Origin of the sequence: Tenacibaculum halocynthiae (assembly GCF_964512825.1) — a bacterium.
GTDB lineage: Bacteria > Bacteroidota > Bacteroidia > Flavobacteriales > Flavobacteriaceae > Polaribacter > Polaribacter halocynthiae.
Window position 1 is genome coordinate 101,079 of sequence record NZ_CAZELG010000040.1, and the last position, 23,783, is coordinate 124,861.

General features: G+C 30.9%; 20 protein-coding genes. 15 read left to right on the plus strand and 5 right to left on the minus strand.

What is annotated here, in order from left to right:
• The first annotated feature begins 10 nt into the window (after positions 1–10).
• Positions 11–808 (plus strand): LytTR family DNA-binding domain-containing protein, encoded by a 798-nt coding sequence (locus ACKTTQ_RS15375; RefSeq protein WP_408049729.1) that lies wholly within the window; start codon positions 11–13, stop codon positions 806–808.
• Between the two features lie 89 nt (positions 809–897).
• Complete coding sequence (locus ACKTTQ_RS15380) at positions 898–1,998, plus strand: serine hydrolase domain-containing protein (protein WP_408049730.1); 1,101 nt, start codon at positions 898–900, stop codon at positions 1,996–1,998.
• A 290-nt stretch (positions 1,999–2,288) separates the two neighbouring features.
• Here the strand turns inward: ACKTTQ_RS15380 and ACKTTQ_RS15385 are convergent, their stop codons facing one another.
• Both ACKTTQ_RS15385 and metG read right to left on the minus strand, forming a co-directional pair.
• The gene (locus ACKTTQ_RS15385; RefSeq protein WP_408049731.1) at positions 2,289–3,872 is read right to left on the minus strand and encodes a hypothetical protein; all 1,584 of its coding nucleotides are present in this window, start codon (positions 3,870–3,872) and stop codon (positions 2,289–2,291) included.
• Positions 3,873–3,937: 65 nt separating this feature from the next.
• A complete protein-coding gene (gene metG, locus ACKTTQ_RS15390) occupies positions 3,938–5,992 on the minus strand; it encodes a methionine--tRNA ligase (RefSeq protein ID WP_408049732.1) in 2,055 nt (684 codons plus the stop codon).
• A gap of 103 nt (positions 5,993–6,095) precedes the next feature.
• Here metG and ACKTTQ_RS15395 point away from each other — a divergent pair, with 103 nt between their 5' ends.
• The 3 genes from ACKTTQ_RS15395 to ACKTTQ_RS15405 are packed head-to-tail and all read left to right on the plus strand — an operon-like array spanning position 6,096 to position 7,880.
• Entirely contained in the window at positions 6,096–6,536 is a 441-nt protein-coding gene (locus ACKTTQ_RS15395; protein WP_113786080.1) for a GNAT family N-acetyltransferase, read from the plus strand.
• 1 nt (position 6,537) lies between these two features.
• Positions 6,538–7,521: a S66 peptidase family protein gene (locus ACKTTQ_RS15400; RefSeq protein WP_408049733.1), complete on the plus strand. Its 984-nt coding sequence runs from the start codon at positions 6,538–6,540 to the stop codon at positions 7,519–7,521.
• Positions 7,521–7,880, plus strand: a complete 360-nt coding sequence (locus ACKTTQ_RS15405) for a YraN family protein (protein WP_299133325.1) — start codon at positions 7,521–7,523, stop codon at positions 7,878–7,880. Before ACKTTQ_RS15400 ends, ACKTTQ_RS15405 begins: the two co-directional genes overlap by 1 nt.
• Positions 7,881–7,937: 57 nt before the next feature.
• Here ACKTTQ_RS15405 and ACKTTQ_RS15410 read toward each other — a convergent pair whose 3' ends face one another.
• Positions 7,938–9,317: a TlpA family protein disulfide reductase gene (locus ACKTTQ_RS15410; protein WP_093869829.1), complete on the minus strand. Its 1,380-nt coding sequence runs from the start codon at positions 9,315–9,317 to the stop codon at positions 7,938–7,940.
• Between the two features lie 203 nt (positions 9,318–9,520).
• Positions 9,521–9,877 (minus strand): hypothetical protein, encoded by a 357-nt coding sequence (locus tag ACKTTQ_RS15415; protein WP_093869830.1) that lies wholly within the window; start codon positions 9,875–9,877, stop codon positions 9,521–9,523.
• A 111-nt stretch (positions 9,878–9,988) separates the two neighbouring features.
• On the opposite strand from ACKTTQ_RS15415, the gene ACKTTQ_RS15420 reads away from it, so the two are divergent.
• Positions 9,989–10,507, plus strand: coding sequence for a CvpA family protein (locus ACKTTQ_RS15420; RefSeq protein WP_093869831.1), 519 nt, complete (start codon positions 9,989–9,991; stop codon positions 10,505–10,507).
• A 25-nt stretch (positions 10,508–10,532) separates the two neighbouring features.
• On the opposite strand, the gene ACKTTQ_RS15425 is transcribed toward ACKTTQ_RS15420, so the two are convergent.
• Positions 10,533–10,895, minus strand: coding sequence for an SPOR domain-containing protein (locus ACKTTQ_RS15425; protein ID WP_093869832.1), 363 nt, complete (start codon positions 10,893–10,895; stop codon positions 10,533–10,535).
• Between the two features lie 216 nt (positions 10,896–11,111).
• On the opposite strand from ACKTTQ_RS15425, the gene ACKTTQ_RS15430 reads away from it, so the two are divergent.
• The 9 genes from ACKTTQ_RS15430 (at position 11,112) to ruvB (ending at position 23,781) form a co-directional block, all read left to right on the plus strand.
• On the plus strand, positions 11,112–12,404 hold the full coding sequence (locus ACKTTQ_RS15430) for a c-type cytochrome (protein ID WP_408049734.1): 1,293 nt from the start codon (positions 11,112–11,114) through the stop codon (positions 12,402–12,404).
• 31 nt (positions 12,405–12,435) lie between these two features.
• Entirely contained in the window at positions 12,436–15,663 is a 3,228-nt protein-coding gene (locus tag ACKTTQ_RS15435; protein WP_408049735.1) for a TAT-variant-translocated molybdopterin oxidoreductase, read from the plus strand.
• A gap of 27 nt (positions 15,664–15,690) precedes the next feature.
• Complete coding sequence (gene nrfD / locus ACKTTQ_RS15440) at positions 15,691–17,091, plus strand: NrfD/PsrC family molybdoenzyme membrane anchor subunit (protein WP_093869835.1); 1,401 nt, start codon at positions 15,691–15,693, stop codon at positions 17,089–17,091.
• Complete coding sequence (locus ACKTTQ_RS15445) at positions 17,081–17,608, plus strand: DUF3341 domain-containing protein (RefSeq protein WP_113786073.1); 528 nt, start codon at positions 17,081–17,083, stop codon at positions 17,606–17,608. The genes nrfD and ACKTTQ_RS15445 overlap by 11 nt, the downstream gene beginning before the upstream one ends.
• An 11-nt stretch (positions 17,609–17,619) precedes the next feature.
• Positions 17,620–18,165: a c-type cytochrome gene (locus tag ACKTTQ_RS15450; RefSeq protein ID WP_199488189.1), complete on the plus strand. Its 546-nt coding sequence runs from the start codon at positions 17,620–17,622 to the stop codon at positions 18,163–18,165.
• A 24-nt stretch (positions 18,166–18,189) separates the two neighbouring features.
• Positions 18,190–19,758: a quinol:cytochrome C oxidoreductase gene (locus ACKTTQ_RS15455; RefSeq protein ID WP_408049736.1), complete on the plus strand. Its 1,569-nt coding sequence runs from the start codon at positions 18,190–18,192 to the stop codon at positions 19,756–19,758.
• 36 nt (positions 19,759–19,794) lie between these two features.
• Positions 19,795–20,802: a cytochrome c oxidase subunit II gene (locus tag ACKTTQ_RS15460; RefSeq protein ID WP_093869838.1), complete on the plus strand. Its 1,008-nt coding sequence runs from the start codon at positions 19,795–19,797 to the stop codon at positions 20,800–20,802.
• 33 nt (positions 20,803–20,835) lie between these two features.
• Positions 20,836–22,605, plus strand: a complete 1,770-nt coding sequence (locus ACKTTQ_RS15465; protein ID WP_093869839.1) for a cytochrome c oxidase subunit I — start codon at positions 20,836–20,838, stop codon at positions 22,603–22,605.
• Between the two features lie 153 nt (positions 22,606–22,758).
• Positions 22,759–23,781: a Holliday junction branch migration DNA helicase RuvB gene (gene ruvB, locus ACKTTQ_RS15470; RefSeq protein WP_093869840.1), complete on the plus strand. Its 1,023-nt coding sequence runs from the start codon at positions 22,759–22,761 to the stop codon at positions 23,779–23,781.
• Positions 23,782–23,783 lie beyond the last annotated feature (2 nt).

Sequence of the window (23,783 nt, forward strand, 5' to 3'; positions counted from 1 at the left end):
AATAAAGAAAATGAAGAAAGAATATCCTTTAAATAAAAATATTAAAAATCATTTATTGTTAGGGATAACTTTGTGTCTTTGGGTTTTTGTTTTCTTGTTTTTTGCTGAGCCTTTTGATATTCATAAGTTTACAACTACTGAAAAGTTAATTTTTCTTCCTGTTTATGGGGTAATTCAAGGAATATGTTATTGTTTGCCTATTTGGTATCAAAACAAATTTAAAAATAGTGTTTGGCGTGTAAAAAATGAATTGATTTTTATTGTACTTATGATTGTTGTTGGCTTTGGAATTAACTTTTTGTTTTACAAAAATATTGTAGCATATAATGAGCCTGATACTTATGAGTATTACCATTATTTTAAATGGATTTATGCTCCAGCTTTAGCTATAATTCTTCCTTTTATAATTATAGGAAGATATGTAATGGGTAAATTTTTTGAGAATGAAATTAAAACTGATAAGAAAAAGATAATCATTAAAGGAAAGGGAAAGTATGATCTTATTACTTTACATATGGATGAATTAGTTTTTATTCATTCATCTGATAATTATGTTGACGTTTTTTTCATTGAAAAAAATATTTTAAAGAAAAAAACACTTAGAGAAACACTATCTGGGTTAGAAAAATCATTTACGTTTTTAATGAAAACTCATCGTTCTTTTTTAATAAATCCCAATCATTTTAAACAATTTAAAATAGAAAATAAAAAACTTTATATTGATATAGGTTTCGGAAAAAAAATTCCTGTATCTAGAAATTTACAAACTTCAATAAAATCTAAATTACCAATTACCACAAATAAGTAGCGTTTCACCACACAGCTAGTAAAATAAAACATTTTTAAGGTTTTTGAAATTAATTTTGAAACTATAAATTAATTTTAAAACTTACTAGAATGATTAAAAAAGTGCTACTTTTTTTAATGTTTTTAACTTTACAATCTTGCCACATAGGAAGAATGATTCGGTATTATAAAGCAGATATTGATGATCACAAAATATTCCCTTATACTGAAGTGAATAAAGGAGAAGAAGTGTTTTATTTTAAAGATAGTACTAATTCTAAACTATCAGAAAAAATAAAGAACATAAAGGTTTTAGAAAATGAAAGAGAACATTTTATTGATGATTTTTTAGATAAAGAAACAGAAGCTACAGCTTTTTTAGTTATAAAAGATGATGCCATACTTTTTGAAAAGTATTACGAAGGATATAAAAGAGATTCAATATCTAATATCTTTTCGGTATCTAAATCTGTAACGTCTTTATTAGTAGGTATAGCTTTAGATGAAGGTCTAATTAATAATGTAAACGATCCAATTACCAAATATATCCCTGAGCTTTCAGAAGCTAATAAAACATTTAATAAATTAACTATAGAACATTTATTAAATATGCGATCTGGTTTAAAGTTTAATGAAACATACAGTAGTCCTTTTGATGAGGTTAGTAAGTTGTATTATGGGAAAAATCAAATGAAACAAATTTCAAGTATGGAATTTATTCATGAGCCTGGTACTTATCATGATTATCAAAGTGTTTGTACTACGCTATTAGGTATAGCTATTGAACGAGTATCAAAGAAACAATTAGGTAAATATTTAGAAGAAAAATTATGGAAACCATTACAAATGGAAAATAATGCTACCTGGAGTTTAGATGATAAAATTCGTAAAAACACTAAAGCATTTTGTTGTTTAAATACAACTGCAATTGATTTAGCCAAATTAGCTAGATTGGTATTGAATAAAGGACGATTTAATGGAAAACAAATTATTTCAGAAAAATGGATAAATAAATTAACTACTCCTAATAAAATGAATGATTGTTATCAATATCAGTGGTATAGCAATGAATGTTCAGATGATTATTATGCTCTAGGTATTTTAGGGCAAATTATATATATCGTACCTAGTCAAGATTTAATTATTATTCGTTTAGGTAAATCATCTGGTAAAATGTTTTTATCAAAAGTAAAAGAAGCTGTGAGTATTTAAAAAATCACCCCTTCACTTAATAGTAAAGGGGTGAACAGTATAAAAGTTGGTTAGTTGCTTTTAGTGATATTATTTAGTTTATTATTGATTTTGACTTGTATTTAGAGTTTTACTACCTACGATGTATGTGCCTTTTTGTGTCATACCTTCTATAAAAAAAGATATACTAGTTTTAGCAGGGTTGTATATTTTAAAAGTTAAATTACCATTATCGTCTATTTTACAATTAGGAATCCAATCTATAACTCCATATTTATAGTATTCTGAACTAATTTTTTTAAAAAATTATATTAGTTAAATTTATAGAAAGAATATTTATTTCTATATGGGAAGTAAAGACCAACAATAGTTGTATCACTGATTTTGAAAACATCAAAAGTTTGAAGTACTTTTGTTTTTTCTGAATTCATCGAATAAATTCCATCATTATCATTTGTTAGTTTTGGTTTTATAAAGTTAGTTATCTTGTCATATAAATTAACTTCAATCTCTCCTGCTTTGTTGTTGAAATTATTATCAAAAAGACAATGGATACGGACTGATTTTGTTGTTAAATAATTAGTGAAAGAATTAAGGTTTGTTCTTGAAAAACCGTCAGTGTAAAGTCTATTGGCATGTACGCCTGTTAAACCCATAGCTAAAATAATTGAAATAGTAGATGATCCTTTAACAAATTGCTTTTCACTTCCAATTACTATTTCATAACCATCGTTATTTTTTACGACTCCAATTCCTATATTACTTTCTGATATTTTACGTAAAAAACCACTTGTTTTTTCTAGATTTCTATATTTTTTAAAAGCACCACCTTCTTGAAGAATAGGAGAGTTTTTAAATTTAATGATTTCATTTGATTTGACAATAATTTTTTTTAATAGTTTCTTATTCTTTAGGTTGTGTATAGAAAAAACTAAAGCATCTTTAGTAGAAGTAACAATAAAAATAAAATGATTATAAATAAAAGAGTTAGACCTTTTATACATATTACTTTTATTGAATAAAGGTTTTTTTATTTTTTCAAGTGAATAATTTCCATCATTTAAATTTAAGGTTAAAATTTGAGTATAGAACCTGTTTTTATCAAGAGTAATAATAACATTATCTTGGTTAACATATATTTTATTTATTCTAGAGGTAAGTTCTAATGATGTAGGTGGAATTTGACTTCTTTTTGTGGTTGTAGAGAAAAATTTGTCAACTGTTTTGTTTTTATATGGAGTGTCATTGATTTTAGTAAGTTCATATCCTATGTTTTTAACTTCTCTATAATTAGGATTAGTATAGTCTATTAATAGCTTTTTTAAAGATGTTTTCTTTGCTTGATTAATTAAAAAACGCTCTTTTTCAAAATTAAAAAGAGTTGAAGTCTTTTTACCATTTATGGAATAATTTCTAGATACTATATTTGATGATTTTTCATCCAAGAAAAGTAAATGTGATGTATTTCCTTTATTTACACTTTGAAGGAAACGAAAGCCTTTTGTGTTAAATTTATCCTCAATTAAAACTGTTTCTTTTGTGCTAAAGGAAAATTTAATTAAGGCAAATTTATTTCTTTTATTATTGGAAAAAATAAGAGTGTAATTATTATACTCATCATATATTTTTCCAATAAAAACGCTGTAATTTCGTTTTATATTTTTTAAAGTTAATTTTTGCTTAACCTTAAAATTTTTGTTTAATAAGTATGAATAGATAGTTTTATGTCCTATTAAAAAGGTTGAAATATTTTCATTGTAATTATTAAATATTGAAAATGATTTTTTAATTGGTTTAGCAAAATTTTTTAAATCAGTTTTAAAACCACCAACCTTTTCTTGAGAATAAACGTAGTTTAAACTAATTAGTATTAAAAGGGAAATAATTTTTTTCATCTTTTTTTGAAACAAAAAACCTCACAAATTAATTTGTGAGGTTACGAATATAATAAATGTTTTAACTAAGCAATAAACTCTCCATTGTTTACTTTTTCAGAAGGTTGAACAAAAGCTAGTTTTCCATCAGGAGTATCGGTCATTAAAATCATACCTTGACTTACAACACCACGCAATTTAAGAGGAGCTAGATTACATAAAACAGAAACCTGTTGCCCAATTATATCTTCTGGTTTAAAGCTTTCAGCAATACCAGAAACAATTGTACGTGTATCTATACCTACATTAACAGTAAGCTTTAATAGTTTTTTTGTTTTAGCAACTTTTTCAGCTTCAACTATGGTTCCTACACGGATGTCCATTTTAGTAAAATCGTCAAACTCTATGGTGTCTTTTTGAGGCTCAATTACTTTGTTGGCTGCTTCGTTTGCTTTTTTGGTAGCTTCTAATTTGTCTAATTGAGCTTGAATAGTTTTATCTTCTATTTTTGAAAATAACAATTCAGCTTTGTTAATTTGATGTTCAGAATTTAATAACACATCTTTTTCAGCAACACTAGCCCAAGTAAGTGAGTTGTCTAAATTTAATATTGATTTTAGTTTTGTAGAAGTAAAAGGTAAAAAAGGTTCAGATAATACTGCTAAACCAGAAGCTATTTGTAAAGCTACATACATAATAGTTTTTACACGTTCTTCATCTTGTTTAATTACCTTCCAAGGTTCTTCATCAGCTAAATACTTATTACCTAAACGTGCTAAATTCATTAGCTCTTGAGATGCTTCTCTAAAACGGTAACGCTCTACAGATTTGGCTATAATATTTGGAAACTCTTTTAATTGAGCTAAAGTATCCTCATCTATTTCGCTAAAATCATTAGGAGTTGGAATAATACCATTATAATATTTGTTTGTTAAAACAACTACACGATTAATGAAGTTTCCAAAAATAGCAACTAATTCATTGTTGTTTTTTGCTTGAAAATCTTTCCAAGTAAAATCATTATCTTTACTTTCAGGAGCATTGGCTGTTAACGTATAACGTAATACATCTTGTTGATTAGGAAAATCTTCTAAATACTCATGTAGCCAAACTGCCCAGTTTTTAGAAGTAGACAACTTATTTCCTTCTAGGTTTAAAAACTCATTAGCAGGAACATTTTCTGGTAAAATATAGTCTCCATGTGCTTTTAACATTGCAGGGAAAATAATACAGTGAAACACAATATTATCTTTACCAATGAAGTGTACTAATTTAGTGTCGTCTTTTTTCCAATAGTCTTCCCAGTTTTTACCTTCACGTTCAGCCCATTCTTTTGTAGCAGAAATATAACCAATAGGAGCATCAAACCATACATATAAAACTTTACCATCGGCACCTTGCACAGGTACAGGAATTCCCCAATCTAAATCACGTGTTACTGCTCTAGGACGTAAACCATCATCAATCCATGATTTTACTTGTCCTAAAACATTAGGTTTCCAATCATTTTTATGACCTTCTAAAATCCATTCTTTTAAAAAAGCTTCATGTTTATCTAAAGGTAAAAACCAATGTTTAGTTTCTTTTAAAGTAGGAACGTTTCCTGTAATAGCTGATTTAGGATTAATTAAATCTGTAGCATTATGGCTAGTTCCACATTTTTCACATTGATCTCCATAACTTTCTTCATTTCCACATTTCGGACAAGTACCAATTACAAACCTATCCGCTAAATATTGATTTGCTTCTTCATCATATAATTGTTCTGTTACTTCTTCAATAAACTCACCATCATTATACATTTTTGTAAAAAAATCAGAAGCTGTTTTATGATGTATTTCTGAAGATGTTCTTGAGTAGTTGTCAAAAGTAATTCCAAAATCAACAAAAGACTTTTTTATAATCCCATGATATTTATCAATGATGTCTTGTGGAGAAACGCCTTCTTTTTTAGCACGCATAGGTATGGCAACTCCATGCTCATCAGAACCACAAATGTAGGCTACATCTTTACCTTTAGCTCGTAAAAAGCGAGCATAAATATCTCCAGGAACATATACGCCTGCTAAATGACCAATATGAATTGGTCCGTTTGTATAAGGTAATGCTGCTGTGATTGTATATCTTTTTGGTGTATTCATGAATTTTATGCTAAAAATTAAAGCGCAAAAGTACAAAAAAGCAATTTTTAAAACTGATAGAAATTAGATACATTTACGTATATATTTTATCTGTACCATTAATATGAATAACATTCTGGTTAGAAAAGTAAAAGAAACAGAAATTGATTGGGTTAATTCTAAATATAAAGAGATTAACTTTAAGTTTTCTGATTATAAAAATGAGCTTATAGTTGTTGTTGAGGTTAATGGCGAAAAAGCTGGTTTAGGAAGATTAGTGTATATAGATGAAAATAATTTAGAACTTGGCGGAATATATGTGTTTGATAAGTATAGAGGTATAGGAGTGGCAGATAAAATAGTGAGTTTTTTATGTGAAGCTAACACTGATAAAAAATCTGTTATTTGGTGTTTGCCTTTTGAGAAACTAAAAGGTTTTTATAATAAGTTTGGGTTTACAACAAATCTTAGTTTACCTCCCAAAGAGATTTTAAGAAAATTAGAATGGTGTAATTCACCAGAAAATTATAGTGAAAAGGTTCTTTTACTATCTAAAATAATATAAAATGAGAAAGAAATATTATGCTGTTGCGTTATTTTTTATTTTTTCAATAGTTAATGCTCAAAATATTCCAATGAAATTAATTACACCCTCTTACTTAAAAAAAGGAGATACTATTGCAATTGTAGCTCCAGCTGGAATTTTAAAAAATAGAAAGCATGTTATTGATAAAGCAAAAGAATTAGCTGAAAGTTGGGGCTTGAAAGTTATGTATGGTAAAAACATGTTTCATCAGAATAACCATTTTGCGGGCACAGATGATGAACGTTGCCAAGATTTTCAAAATGCACTTGATAATCCTAATATAAAAGCTATTTGGTGTGCACGTGGGGGGTATGGTTCGGTAAGAATTCTTGATAAATTAGATTTTTCAAAGTTTAAAAGGAATCCTAAATGGGTAATAGGATATTCTGATATTACTGCGTTTCATAATCATATTCATAATTTAGGAATAGAAACATTGCATGCAATGATGGGAACTAGTATGCAAGATACACCTGAAAAAATAGCACATACTATAACCACTTTTAAGAAAGCATTATTTGGAGAAAAGTTGGAGTATAGTGTTTCTTCATCTAAAAAAAATAGAAGAGGTAATGTTGAAGGTGAATTAGTAGGTGGAAATATTGCTATTCTAGCTTCAATGTTGGGGTCAAAAAGTCAAATTTCTACTGAAGGTAAAATTTTGTTTATTGAAGAAATTGGTGAATATAAATATTCAATTGATCGGATGTTGCAAAGTTTAAAAAGAGCTAATTATTTTACAAAGGTAAAAGGAGTCATAGTTGGTGGAATGACGAAAGTAAAGAAGAATAGTACTCCTTGGGGCAATTCAATTGAACAGTTAATATTAGAGGTGCTACCTAAAGATATACCAGTTATGTTTAATTTTCCAGCGGGTCACGAACCTGATAATAGAGCTTTAATTTTTGGTAGAAACGTTCAATTATCTATTGATACTAAAAAGGCTTTAGTTATTTTTAAATAATGGCAGCACATAACGAATTAGGAAAAAAAGGAGAGGAGTTAGCTGAAGATTTCCTAAAAAACAAAGGCTATACCATACTAGAAAAGAATTACCGTTACCAAAAAGCAGAAGTAGATATAATTGCTAAAAAAGATAATGTATTATCTGTTGTAGAGGTGAAAACCCGTTCAACAGATTATTATGGAAATCCACAAGACTTTGTAAATCCTAAAAAAATTAAATTATTGGTAGCAGCAATTAATAACTATGTGGTTGAAAAGGATATTGATATAGAGGTGCAATTTGATATTATTGCTATTCTAAAGAAGAATGATAAAATAGTTGTTGATCATATTGAAGATGCCTTTTTATTTTTTTAAAAATAGAAAAGCCAATATCGTAATAATATTGGCTTTTGTAAAATATGTATTGTTCAGTTATAAACTTTTAAAGTATTTGTGAACGTCTTCAACAGTGTTAGGGATTGCAATAATTTTTTTATTGCTATCTAAAACGAAGTAAGTAGGTGTTGCATCAATTTTATATGCTCTTACAGTTTCATTGTCAAATTTGTTATCAGGGTGAGTTCCATAAACATTATGCCACCCATCTAATTGTTTTTTGAATTCATTAAATTTAGTGTCGTCACTTTCAATTCCAAATCCAATTACAGACGTATTACTAAACTGTTTCATGAAATTATGAACATCAGGAATTTCCTTAACACAGTGAGGACAAGCAGTACTCCAGAAAATTAATAAATAAGTTTGCCCATCATTTAATGTAGATAATTTGTAGTCTGTTCCGTTTTCCTTCCATGAAAAATCAGGAGCAACTCGTCCAACAGAAACACTTAACTGACCTAGTTTTTTTGCTTTAAAGCTTTGGTCACTATTATCTAGTTTGTCATAGAATTCGGTAAATAACCAGTCTACTACTTCTGAATTTCTTTTATCGGTAAAAGAAGTAACTAAAAACTCAATAGCTTCCTTTTTAAAACTTTTACTTGATAGTGCATCATCTAAAACTTTAGTAATAGATTCTTTATATAATTTTTGTTGAGTAACTTGATCTTCAGAGTAGTTTAAGTAAAAAACAAAATCATTAATTCTATCAATTAAAAAAGAAGATTGGTAAAGAGGTTTACTTTCAAAATCAACATATTTGAAAAAATTGTCAACTTTTGAAGCTACATATTTTTCCATATTATCTATAGGACTAGAAGAATTATATTGAGCTGAGGCTTTTATAAAGTGATGCGAAAGCATTCCTTCAGATTTGTTTTCGTTAGCTTCTTGCAAGTCTTCTAATTTTTCTACTGCTTTCTTATAAGCCTTTTTTACATCCCTAACAGGGTTTTGTATGTAGTTAACTTGATAGGAGTTGATTTCTTTTTGAGCATTAGCAGATTGTTCAAGGTACTTACTAAATACTTTGTTTTCTCTAGAGCTAGTGAAAGTAATAGATTGTTCAGGATATTTTGGGTTAAAAATAAATTCAACATTTTCTTTATTGAATATAAAATCAACAAAACCTGATCCACTGTTTCTATAAGTAGCACGGTATACACCTGTTTGAGCAGTTTCTGGTAATTCAAAAGAAAATCTACCTATTACTTGTTTGTCAGCACCTACTTTAATAGTATCAAACTTAATAGTAGTGTGTGATATAAATTTAGGTTTTATTCCTTGTAATCTATGTAGCATAACCCAGTCACTTTTTTCTGGCGGAGTCATTGTACCTTTAATAGAGTATTGTGCATTAACTATTGAACTAGTCATTAATACTATTAGTAGGCTTAGTAATTGTTTCATCATAATGTTTTGATAAAGTTATTATTAAGGGTTTAAAACGAGTTGTTTGTTATTGTCTTTTCAAGAAGCGTACCAAAGTTTTTTATTAACTTCTTAATTACAAATAAACAAGACTATTACTCAGTAAATATATAACAGTTTATTTGAAAAACAAGAGATTTGTTATTTTAACAATAAAACAAATTAAAAAAGAAGTTAAAAACTGTTTAGTTAATAAAACCTAGGCCAATAAAATAATTAACAATGGCTTCTTTTATAAGAACCGACTGTTCACCAGGCTTTAAATTTGGCAATTCAGTTAGTGTTTTATAATGTGGCCAACCATCATTATCAAAATAATCAAACTCATAATACCCATAAGGTTCTAAAAGTTTACATATAGCAATATGCATAAGATTTATCTTTTCATCTTTTTTAAATGTTTGGTGTCCTTTACCTAATTCTTGAACTCCTATTAAATAAATGATACTATCAACATCTAAAGTATCACCGTCAGCAAATTGTTTTGATAACTTATCAGTTAATAAATTCCAATTCTCTTTTAAGTCTGTTTTTTTATCCATGTTTTAAAAAAAAGCAAAGATACAAACGAGTTGTTTATATTTGTCGTAAACTTTTATAAACCTAACAAAGTAGAATTGTTTTGGTTGAAGAATAAATACAAGATTAAACTCATGAATACATTTGATATAATTATTGCTGCACTATTATTGTTTGGTTTTGTAAGAGGTTTGATGAAAGGACTTTTTGTAGAAGTGGCTTCTTTAGTTGCATTAATTGCAGGTGTTTATGGTGCTATACACTTTTCATACTTTGCAGGTGACTGGCTTAAAGATAGTGTTGATTGGGATGAGAAATATGTTTCATTAGCTGCTTTTGCAGTTACTTTTGTGGCTATCATTGTTGTGGTAGCGTTAATGGGCAAAGTTTTAACGAAAATAGCCGATTTTGCAGCTTTAGGTATATTGAATAAAATTTTAGGAGGCGTGTTTGGAGCTTTAAAAATTGGCTTGATATTAAGCGTTTTATTTATTTTCTTTGGTAAAATGAATGACACAATACCTTTTGTAAGTCAAGAAAATTTAGAAGAATCTATATTGTATAAACCAGTTAAAAAAATAGCTCCGACCATATTCCCGTCCATCATAAAAGATGATGGTTTAGTAGAAGAAAAAAAAGAAGAGACCGTTTAAACGGTCTCTTCTTTTTTAAAATATTTTACATTGGGATTACAATAGCACCAGAAAATTTTTCTCTAATTTTATTTAGAGCCCTATCAGCATCTAGCCTAGTTTTATAATAGCCAACTTGAATTTTCCATTCAGGCGCTTTGTATCCTAAGTGTGTAGTAACTCCTGGATATTCAACTTGAAATCTATATTTAATTCGTTTAGCATTCTTTTCAAGACCATTGTACAATTGAATTCTATAACCAGTTTTATTTGACTTGTTATACTCTCTCTTTTTTTCTATTAATTTTTTTATTGCTTCTTCATTTTTATAGTCTGACTGAGCGTTTATGGTAAAAATGCTACCAATTAATAAAAATAAGAAAAGTATAAATGATTGTTTATTTTTCATGAGATATTAAACTTTTTACAAAAGTAACGACTTGTTAAATAATAGATTGTTTAAAAACTTTATTTAGAATTAGTATAAATTATGAATTAGGAAACTCTTAACATTTCACAATTTAGAGATAAGTAGTACTTTTGTGCAACTTTCTGTAACCTGTTTTTATAATTAGGGTATAGAAAAAATTGTACCAAAATAGATACAAAACTTATATTTTATAGTATGAAAAGTGTGAAACATCACAGTAAATTGACTCAAACGCTCTTACAGAGTTTAGCTTTCTTTTTAATCTTTTTAGTAAGTTTTTCGACCTATTCACAAGATGTTGATGAGGCTCGTCAAAAGGAAGGGAAAAAATTATTCAAATCTCTTTGTGCTTCTTGTCATAAGTTGGATAAAAAGCTTATCGGACCAGGATTAGGTGGTGTTGAAGAAAGAAGAGAAAATGATTGGTTAAAGGCATGGATTAAAGACAATGCGGCTTTAAGAGCATCTGGAGATAAAGATGCAATTGCGATTTTTGAAGAGTATAAGGGGTCTAACATGACCGCTTTTCCTCAGTTAACAGATAAGAATATTGATGATATTCTTTATTATACTACTGTTGGTGAGCTTAAGCCTGTTGGAGGTCCAGAAACAGGGGATGATAACGGAGGTAAAAAGGGGGATGCTCCAAAATGGATATTGTACATTTTAGCTGCTGCTATTGTTGTTGCCTTCTTGATTATAGGAAGTTTACTAAAAACAATTAGCGAGTTAAAAGGTGCTCCAAAAACACCAGGTTTATTAGGTCAAGCTGCTGAGCTTTGGGAAGGAATAAAGAAGAATACATTTTTACATGTCTTATTTGTGATCTTTGGAGTGTTAATGACAGCATATGTTTTATTTGGAACATTGTTTAAAGTTGGTGTGGATCAAGGATATCAACCAGTACAACCAATTGCGTTTTCACATAAAGTTCATGCAGGAGATAATAAGATTGATTGTCAATACTGTCACTCTTCGGCAAAACATAGTAAGCATTCAGGAATTCCATCTGTTAATGTTTGTATGAACTGTCATAAAAATATTTCTGAGGTTGCTGATGGTTTACAAGTTGAACACAATGACGAAATGTTAGGTAAAGCTGAATTAGATAAAGAAATAGCTAAGATATATGACGCAGCTGGTTGGGATGCTGATAAATTAGAATATACAGGTAAAACGAAACCAGTAAAATGGATTAGAGTACATAATTTACCAGATTTCGCATATTTCAATCACTCACAGCACGTAACTGTTGGAGGTGTAAAATGTCAAAAATGTCATGGGCCTGTTGAGGAAATGGATGAAGTTAAGCAACATTCTCCATTAACAATGGGTTGGTGTATTGATTGTCATAAAGAGACAAAAGTTGACTTGAAAGGTAACGAGTACTACGCTAAAATTCATAAAGAATTAGCTAAGAAGTATGGAGTTGAGCAAGTAACTATTGCACAGTTAGGTGGAAAAGAGTGTGGTAAGTGCCACTATTAATCAATTAGAAAGTAGAAAAACACGTATATAAATGGCTTCAAACAAAAAATACTGGCAAAGTGTTGAAGAACTAAAAGATAGTTCTGTTGTTGAAACGCTACGTAATAATGAGTTTGTACAAGATATTCCTACAGATGAGTTTTTAGGTGATAAAGAAACATTAGAAACTTCATCAACTTCACGTAGAGATTTCTTGAAATATGTTGGATTTACAACTGCTGCTGCATCATTAGCTGCATGTGAAGGTCCAGTAAGAAAATCAATCCCTTATGTAGTACAACCAAATGATATTGTAGTAGGTGTAGCAGATTGGTACGCAACTACAATTGCTGATGGTTTTGATTTTGCAAACGTACTAGTAAAAACACGCGAAGGTCGTCCAATCCAAATTATGCCTAATAAAGAGGCGGGTGGGGTAACTAATGCACGTACACAGGCATCTGTGTTATCATTATATGATGATAAATTACGTTTAAAAGAACCTAAAAAAGGAAAAGTTCAAATATCTTGGGCTGATGCTGATAAAGAAATTATAGCAAAATTAGCTCAATTAAAAAACGCTAACGAACCTGTAGTTTTACTAACTGGAACATTAGCAAGTCCTTCTACTGAAAAAGTGATTGCTGATTTTATTGCTGCTTATCCAAATGTAAAGCATGTAATTTATGATGCAGTATCTGAAAGTGCTACTGCTGATGCTTTTCAAGCGATGTATGGTAAGCGTGCTTTACCAAATTACGATTTTAGTAAAGCAGGAGTTATTGTGTCTATCGGTGCAGATTTCTTAGGAGATTGGCAAGGTGGATATGAAAAGTCATATGCAGAAGGTCGTAGAGCAGAAACAGGAAACATGTCATACCATGTTCAAATAGAAAGTAACATGTCTTTAGCTGGTGCAAATGCCGACAGAAGAATTGTTGCTAAGCCATCTGATCAGGTATATGCATTAATCAATTTATACAATGCTGTAGTTGGAGGTAGTCTTCCTTCAAAAGCAACTCCATTTGATGCTAAAATAAAAAGTTTAGCAACAGATCTTAAAAAGGCAGGGTCAAAAGGAGTAGTAGTTACAGGAATAAATGACAAAAATGCTCAATTAATTGCTTTAGCAATTAACAAAGCATTAAATAGTGAAGTAATCGATACGAAAGGAGTTAATTTAACTCGTCAAGGTAACGATGCTCAAATTACTCAATTAGTAGCTGATGTAAAATCAGGTAAAGTAAAAGGTTTAGTTACTTATAATGTAAACCCAGTTTATACTTTAGCGAATGCTACTGATTTAGTAAACGGATTAAAGAACTTGAAATTATCTGTTGCAATTTCTACTCAGAATGATGCAACAGCTAATGCTACAGAATATACATTGCCAGCACCTCACAATTTAGAAAGTTGGGGAGATGTTATGGCAAATGCTGGTACTTATAGTTTAATGCAACCTACTATACAACCATTATTTAATACACGTCAATTACAAGATGTTTTATTAAAGTGGTCAGGGAGTACTAAAAACTATTATGATACTTTAAAAGAATTTTGGAGTGCAAATGTTTTAGGTGAAAAATCTTGGAACCAAGCATTACATGATGGATTCTTTAAAGGAGAAACGGTTGTAGCTGAAGAGGCAACTACAACTGAAGCTACAGAGACAGAAACAGTTGTTGATATCAATGTTGCAGGTTCTCAATTAGCAGGTTCTGTTAAATCTTCAGGATTTGAATTAAACCTATATACATCAACTGCCTTAGGAGATGGTAAACAAGCCAACAATCCTTGGTTACAAGAATTACCGGATCCAATAACACGTGCGTCTTGGGATAACTACTTAACTGTTTCTATGGCTGATGCTAAAGAATTAGGTTTTGATAACCCTGTTAAAGATAACGGAGCTATTGATGGTAATTACGCTAATGTAACTGTTAATGGAGTAAGTATTAAAAATATTCCAGTAATGATTCAACCAGGTCAAGCAAAAGGATCTGTTGGATTAGCATTAGGTTATGGTAGAGTTGAAGGATTAAAAGAAGAAATGCAAGTTGGTATAAATGCATATCCTTTCTATAAAGATGGAAACAATGTACAATACAATGTTACTATTGAAAAAGGAGCAGGATGGCATAAGTTTGCTTGTACACAAGTTCAAAGTACATTAGCTGGGCGTCATGATATTTTAAGAGAAGCTTCTTTAAAAGAAGTTTCTAATAATAAATTAGACCCAAAGCATACTTGGAATAAACCATTTATGGTTTCTTATGATCACCAAGAAAAAGAAGGTAGTACAATTGATTTATGGGATGAGCATGATAGAAGTATCGGTCATCATTTCAATTTGTCTATTGACTTAACATCTTGTACAGGTTGTGGAGCATGTGTTGTAGCTTGTCACGCTGAAAACAATGTGCCAGTAGTTGGTAAAGATGAAGTACGTGTTGGTAGAGATATGCACTGGTTACGTATTGATCGTTACTATTCTTCAAGAGTGCAAGGTGATATGACTTTAGATGAGTTTAAAGCTGCATATAAAGTTAAATTAACTGAAAAATACAAAGCTAATTATCCTGATTTACCAGCAACGGATATTCAAGGAAAGGTTAATAAAGAGTTTGGTAAAATTGCCAATCAAGAGCTTGAAAGAAAGTATACAGAAGATGTTTTAGGATTAAGTAAAGGTGATTTATTTGATGCATTAGAAAATCCTGCTGAAAACCCTCAGGTTACTTTCCAACCAATGATGTGTCAGCACTGTAATCACGCACCATGTGAAACAGTATGTCCAGTAGCAGCAACTTCTCATGGTCGTCAAGGTCAAAATCAAATGGCTTATAACAGATGTGTTGGTACAAGATATTGTGCAAACAACTGTCCATATAGAGTTCGTCGTTTCAACTGGTTTAACTATGCTGAAAACAATGAGTTTGACTTCAATATGAATAATGAGTACGGTAAGATGGTGTTAAACCCAGACGTGGTTGTTCGTTCTCGTGGAGTTATGGAGAAATGTTCTATGTGTATTCAAATGACACAAGCAACTATTTTAAAGGCTAAAAAAGAAGGAAGAGCAGTTAAGAAGGATGAGTTCGAAGTGGCTTGTGCTCAAGCATGTTCAACTGGATCAATGGTATTTGGTGATGTTAATAATTCAGAAGATACTGTAGCGCATTTAAAAGAAGATAAAAGAGCTTTCCATGTGTTAGATTATATTGGTACAAAACCAAATGTAGTGTATCAAGTGAAAGTAAGAAATACAAACGAAGCTTAATAATAAAATTAATAAGTATATAGATTTATGTCGTCTCATTACGAATCATCTTATAGAGAACCTTTAATACTTGGTAACAAAAGTTACCATGATATTACAGAGGATATTGCAAGACCTATTGAAGGTAAGGCAAACAAAAATTGGTATATAGCATTCTATATCGCTTTAGCAGCAATGTTATGGGGATTTGGATGTATCTTTTACACTGTTGGAACAGGTATCGGTGTATGGGGATTAAGTAAAAACATTGGTTGGGCATGGGATATTACCAACTTTGTATGGTGGGTAGGTATCGGTCATGCCGGAACCTTAATTTCTGCTGTACTGTTGTTATTCCGTCAAAAATGGAGAATGGCAATTAACCGTTCTGCAGAAGCAATGACAATTTTTGCGGTATTCCAAGCAGGTTTATTCCCTATTATTCACATGGGACGTCCTTGGAATGGATATTGGGTATTGCCTATTCCAAACCAGTTCGGATCATTATGGGTTAACTTTAACTCGCCGTTATTATGGGATGTATTTGCAATTTCTACTTATTTGTCTGTATCATTAGTATTCTGGTGGACAGGTTTACTTCCTGATTTCGCTACGATTCGTGATAGAGCTGTTAAACCTTTCCAAAAGAAAATCTATGCATTACTTTCTTTCGGATGGTCTGGTAGAGCTAAAGATTGGCAACGTTTTGAAGAAGTATCATTAGTGTTAGCAGGTTTAGCAACACCATTAGTACTTTCTGTACATACAATTGTATCGATGGACTTTGCTACTTCTGTAAATCCAGGATGGCACTCAACAATATTTCCTCCTTATTTCGTAGCTGGAGCAATCTTCTCTGGTTTCGCAATGGTACAAACACTTTTAGGTGTTATGCGTAAGGTAACTAACATGGAAGAGTATATTACTCGTTTACATGTTGAGTATATGAATATTGTAATTATTTTAACAGGTGGTATTGTAGCTGTAGCATATGCAACTGAGTTTTTTATAGCTTGGTATACAGGTTCACCTTATGAAAATTATACATATTTATCATTTGGAGCAGAAGCTGGTGCTTATGGATGGGCATTCTGGTCATTAATGATATTCAATATTATGATACCTCAATTCTTATGGATAAAGAAAGTAAGAAGAAGTTTTATTTGGTCTTTCTTAATTTCTATAGCAATTAACATTGGTATGTGGTTTGAGCGTTTTGATATTATTGCAATTGTATTAAGTAAAGGTCAATTACCTTCTACTTGGTGGCGTTTTGAACCAACGTTTGTAGATGTTGGTATATTTATCGGAACAATAGGGTTCTTCTTTGTGTTATTCTTATTATATGCAAGAACATTCCCAGTAATTCCTACAGCAGAGGTTAAGACGATTTTAAAATCTTCAGGAGAGAACTTTAAAAAATTAAGAGACGAGAACAATGAGCACTAATAAAGTAATTCACGCATTATACAATGATGATGATATCTTAATGGATGCTGTTAAGAAAGTAAAAGCAGATCATCATCATATAGAAGAGGTTTTTTGTCCATTTCCTGTTCACGGACTAGACAAAGCAATGGGGTTAGCTCCAACACGTTTAGCTATTACAGCTTTTTTATATGGAATTACCGGTACTGCAGTAGCAACTTGGTTAACATGGTATACCATGATAGCTGATTGGCCACAAGATATTGGTGGTAAACCAAGTTTCTCTTGGGCTACTAACATGCCTGCCTTTGTTCCTATTTTATTCGAATTAACGGTCTTTTTTGCAGCTCACTTAATGGTTATAACATTTTACATGCGTAGTAGAATTTGGCCTTTTAAAGAAGCTGAAAATCCTGATCCAAGAACTACAGATGACCATTTCTTAATGGAAATACCAGTTCATGATAATGAAGAAGAATTGAAGGCGTTGTTAGAAACAACAGGAGCAGTTGAAATTAACGTAGTAGAAAAGCATTAATTAAGGAAAGTATGAAAAGTTTAAAAATAATTTTAGCTTTAGTTATAGTTGCAAGCTTTGCTTCTTGTAATAATAAAAGAACTCCGCAAGTACAATACATGCCAGATATGTACGTATCTGTTCCTTATGATGCTAATGGAGTAAAATCTGCTGGAGGGGTAGTTGTTAACAGAATACCAGTTGCTGGTACTGTTAGTAGAAATGGAATAGTAGCTTATGATATACCTGATACTAATGAAGGATATGAAAAAGCTAAAGCAGAATTGAAAAACCCTTTAGAAGCTAATGAAAAGAATTTAGAAAAAGGGAAAGAATTATATGATATCTATTGCGCTTCTTGTCATGGTAAGAAAGGTGATGGAAATGGAGTATTATCACAAAGAGATAAGTTTAATGGTATTCCAAACTATAAGGATAGAGATTTAAATTCAGGAAATATTTATCATGTTATTATGTATGGTAAAAACTTAATGGGATCTCATGCTTCACAATTAAGATATCAAGAACGCTGGCAAGTTGTTCAGTATGTTGAGAAATTAAGAAGCGAATTAAAATAAGTCTATAATAGATAGTATAAAGATATGTATCAGTTTACAGGAAAATTAAAAATACTTGCGCTTGCTTTAATGGTAATTGGTCTTTTAGGTACAGCGTGGAGTTTTATGACTACGCCTAGTTCTCTTAAAGAAGCAAAAGAGATTATTGCAAAACAGGCTGCTCATCATGGAGGACATGGAGAGGTTGATAGTCATGGAGAAGCTAAAACACATCATGCTGAAGAAGCAAAAACTACTGAAGCACATGGTGAAGTTACACATAAAGAAGAAGCAACGACTGAAAGTCATGGTGAAGCTAAACATGTAGAGGAAGTTAAAGATACCACTCATGCTTCTGCTTCTACTACTAAAGAAGTAAAAAAAGAAGCTCACACAGTTGCTGAAACTACTCACGCTAAAGTAGCATCAGAAGATGCACATGCAGGTTCTCATGATGATCATCATGCAGAACATGTTTTTCACCAAATGCAAAATAGACCATGGTCTGCTTTTTATGTAGCTATGTTATTTTTCTTAGGGGTAACATTATTAGTATTTGCTTTTTATGTTTCTCAAAGAGTTGCTAACGCTGGTTGGTCAGTTGTATTATTTAGAGTAATGGAAGCTATTACAAACAACTTACACTATGTAAGTGGTTTTATGTTAGTATTTATTATCTTAACTGTAATGCATAAAAATCACTTATTCCCTTGGATGGCAGAAGGAATTGTTGATCCTTTAAGTGATAATTACGATCCTATTATTGATGGAAAAAAATGGTTTATGAATCTTCCAGGTTGGGCAATAAGAAGTGTTATTTATCTTTTAGGTTGGAATATTTTCAGATTTATCATTAGAAAAAAATCTATACAACAAGATAATGGAGATTTAAAATTACACAAAAACTTATACAACATAGGTGTTGGATTTATCGTGTTTTTCATGATCTCTGAATCAATGATGTCTTGGGATTGGATTATGGGGATTGATCCTCACTGGTTCTCAACATTATTTGGATGGTATGTGTTAGCTACTTTCTTAGTATCAGCATTAACCGTAATCGCTTTAGTAACAATATATTTACGTCAAAAAGGTGCTTTACCATTTGTAAATGATAGTCATATTCACGATTTAGCTAAATTTATGTTTGGTTTCTCTGTGTTTTGGACTTACTTATGGTTTGCACAATTCATGTTAATATGGTATGCTGATATGCCAGAAGAAACTACATATTTTGCACAACGTTTTAATGAATATAAACTTCCATTTTTATTAATGGTAGTATTAAACTTTATCTTCCCTGTATTATTATTAATCAATAGTGATTTTAAAAGTATTCCTTGGTTAGTAATTATAGGTGGAGTTGTTATTTTAATTGGTCATTATATTGATTTATTTGTAATGATTATGCCTGGAACAGTTGGAGGTCAATGGGGATTCGGAATTGGAGAAATAAGTGGTATACTATTCTTCATCGGATTGTTTATATTTGCAACCTTTAGTGCATTTGCAAAAGTAAATCCATTAGCAAAAGGAAGTCCTTTCTTACATGAAAGTGAAACACACCATTACTATAACATCGAACACAGAGGAGAAGATAGTAATCACCATTAATAAAATAAAATTATAACTAATAATAGTTTAGATATTATGCTCGCTTTATTTTACATTTTTATAGCAGTTGCAATAGGAGTTAGCTTTTGGCAAATTACTCGTATTATGAATTTTCGTTCTGTAATTGCTACAGATAAAGACAATGACACACAAGGTAAATTAGCAATAGGATTCTTAGTGTTCCTTTATGTTATGATGATTTATTGCTTAATTGCAATGAACGTTTATTTATTGCCAGAATCTGCTTCATTTGAAGGAGAACATGACGATAACCTTTTTAATATAACCTTTTGGTTAATTGGAATTGTTCAATTTGGAATGCAATTCTTAATCTTCTTTTTCTCTTATAAGTATAGAGGAAATAAAAATAACAAAGCATTGTTCTATGCTGACAGTCATAAGTTAGAGTTATTATGGACTACTATACCTGCTGTAACAATTGTTATTTTAATTGGATATGGTTTATGGGCATGGAACAACATTATGTATGTTGGAGATGACGAAAATCCTATTGTAATTGAAGTTTATTCAAGACAGTTTGACTGGCAAGCAAGATATGCTGGTGATGATAATGAGTTAGGTTTAGGTAACGTAAACTTTATTAAAGGTATAAACTCAATGGGAGTTGATATGTCTGACCCAAGTGCTCAAGATGATAAGAAAGTTACTGAAATGTACTTACCTAAAGGTAAAAAAGTGTTATTTAAGTTCCGTTCTCAAGATGTACTTCACTCAGCTTATATGCCTCACTTTAGAGCCCAAATGAACTGTGTTCCAGGGATGGTTACTCAATTTGCTTTTACACCTAAGTATACAACTGAAGAGATGCGTCAAAACTCTGAAGTAATAGCAAAGACTAAAGGTATAAATAAGATTAGAAAAGCTAAAGGGGAAGAGCCTTACGAGTTTGATTATTTGTTATTATGTAACAAAATTTGTGGTGCTTCTCACTACAACATGCAAATGAAAATCACAGTTGTTGAAGAAGAACAATATAAAAAGTGGTTATCAGAACAAAAAACATTAGCTCAAGTTATTAAATAAGATATTTTTAAAATATATATAAAGATATAGATTATGTCAGATCACCATCACAAAGAAACATTTGTAACGAAATATATTTTCAGTCAAGATCATAAAATGATTTCGAAGCAATTCCTTGTAACCGGAATATTCATGGGGGTTATAGGAGGTTTTATGTCTATGTTATTTCGTTTACAAATTGCATGGCCAGATACATCATTCTCAATTATTGAAGCGTTTTTAGGTAACCATCAAACTGATGGAGTTATGGACCCAGATATGTACTTAGCATTGGTTACAATTCACGGTACAATAATGGTATTCTTTGTATTAACAGCTGGATTAAGTGGTACTTTCTCAAATTTATTGATTCCTTTACAAATTGGTGCTCGTGATATGGCATCTGGTTTCTTAAATATGGTTTCTTACTGGTTATTTTTCTTATCTTCAGTAATAATGGTAATTTCATTATTTGTTGAAGCTGGACCTGCATCAGCTGGATGGACAATTTACCCACCACTTTCTGCTTTACCACAAGCGATACCTGGTTCAGGAACTGGAATGACATTATGGTTAGTTTCTATGGCTATCTTTATTGCATCGTCTTTAATTGGTTCATTAAACTATATTGTAACTGTACTAAATTTACGTACAAAAGGAATGAAAATGACAAGATTGCCATTAACTATGTGGGCTTTCTTTATTACAGCAATTATCGGTGTTATTTCTTTCCCAGTATTATTATCTGCCGCTTTATTATTAATATTAGATAGAAGTTTTGGAACATCATTCTTTTTATCAGATATTTTTATCTCAGGAGAAGTATTACATTATCAGGGAGGTTCACCAGTATTATTTGAACACTTATTTTGGTTCTTAGGACACCCTGAAGTATATATTATTTTATTACCAGCATTAGGATTAACTTCTGAAATAATCTCAACTAATTCACGTAAACCAATTTTCGGTTACCGCGCAATGATTGGATCAATTATGGCTATTGCCTTTTTATCTACGATTGTTTGGGGTCACCATATGTTTATTTCTGGAATGAATCCATTTTTAGGATCTGTGTTTACATTTACAACAGTATTAATTGCAATCCCATCTGCAGTAAAAGCATTTAATTATGTAACTACTTTATGGAAGGGTAATTTACAAATGAATCCTGCAATGTTATTTTCTATCGGATTAGTTTCTACATTCGTAACAGGAGGATTAACAGGATTAGTTTTAGGTGATTCTGCATTAGATATCAATGTACATGATACTTACTTTGTGGTAGCTCACTTCCACTTAGTAATGGGAGTATCAGCTTTATTAGGAATGTTTGCAGGTGTTTACCACTGGTTTCCTAAAATGTATGGTAGAATGATGAATAAAACATTAGGTTATTGGCATTTCTGGTTAACTATTATAACTGCTTATGGTGTATTTTTTCCAATGCACTTTGTTGGATTAGCTGGTTTACCTCGTCGTTATTATACAAATACAAACTTCCCTATGTTTGATGATTTAGTTGAAATCAATGTATTTATGACTGTAATGGCTATAATAGGAGGACTAGCTCAGTTAATATTCTTAGCTAATTTCTTTATTTCAATTTATAGAGGTAAAAAAGCAACTCAAAACCCATGGAATTCTAATACATTAGAATGGACGACACCAGTTGAACACATACATGGTAACTGGCCAGGTGCAATTCCTGAAGTTCATAGATGGGCTTATGATTATAGTAAAACTGATGAAAATGGAGAGTATGTTCACGGGAAAGATTTCGTATTACAAACTACACCATTATTAGAGGGCGAAGAGCCATCTTAAAAATATATAAACAAAAAAAGCCTTTCTTTTGAAAGGCTTTTTTTTTGTTTAAAATTATCATTTCTTATGAGTACCTTAGCAATACAGCCATTGTTTGTTTAGTAACTTTTATCACAAAACAAACATTTTATTTGAAGTATATTTGTGAAACATATGAACGAGAACTTAAATCCGGAAAATAGTAATTATTCAAATGAAGAAATAGATGTAGAAAAAAAACTACGTCCGTTGTCATTTGACGATTTTACTGGCCAAGATCAAGCAATAGAAAACCTTAAAATTTTTGTTGAAGCAGCTAATCAAAGAGATGAAGCACTTGATCATACATTGTTTCATGGCCCTCCTGGTTTAGGTAAAACTACCCTAGCTCACATTTTAGCAAATGAATTAGATGCAGGAATTAAAGTCACTTCAGGACCAGTTTTAGACAAACCTGGAGATTTAGCTGGGTTGTTAACCAATCTTGATGAAAGAGATGTATTATTTATTGATGAAATACACCGTTTAAGCCCAATTGTTGAAGAATATTTATATTCTGCAATGGAAGACTTCAAAATTGATATAATGATCGAGTCTGGGCCAAATGCACGTACAGTACAAATCAATTTGGAACCATTTACTTTAGTTGGTGCTACTACCAGATCAGGTTTACTTACAGCTCCAATGAGAGCTCGTTTTGGTATTAGTAGTAGACTGCATTATTACTCAACTGAATTATTAAGTAATATACTTCTTAGAAGTGCACTTATATTAAAAGTACCAACTTCAATGGAGGCAGCAATAGAAATTGCAGGTAGAAGTAGAGGAACACCTCGTATAGCAAATGCATTATTACGAAGAGTTCGAGATTTTGCTCAAATTAAAGGAGATGGTAAAATAACTATTGAGATTGCAAAATATGCTCTTAAGGCATTGAATGTCGATGCTCATGGGCTAGATGAGATGGATAATAAAATTTTAACTACTATCATTGATAAGTTTAAAGGAGGTCCAGTAGGTATTACTACATTGGCTACTGCAGTAGCCGAAAATGCTGAAACTATAGAAGAGGTATATGAGCCTTTTTTAATACAGCAAGGGTTTATAATGCGTACGCCAAGAGGAAGAGAAGTAACAGATTTAGCTTATAAACATTTAGGAAGAATAAAAGGAAAAACGCAAGGTGAATTATTTTAATT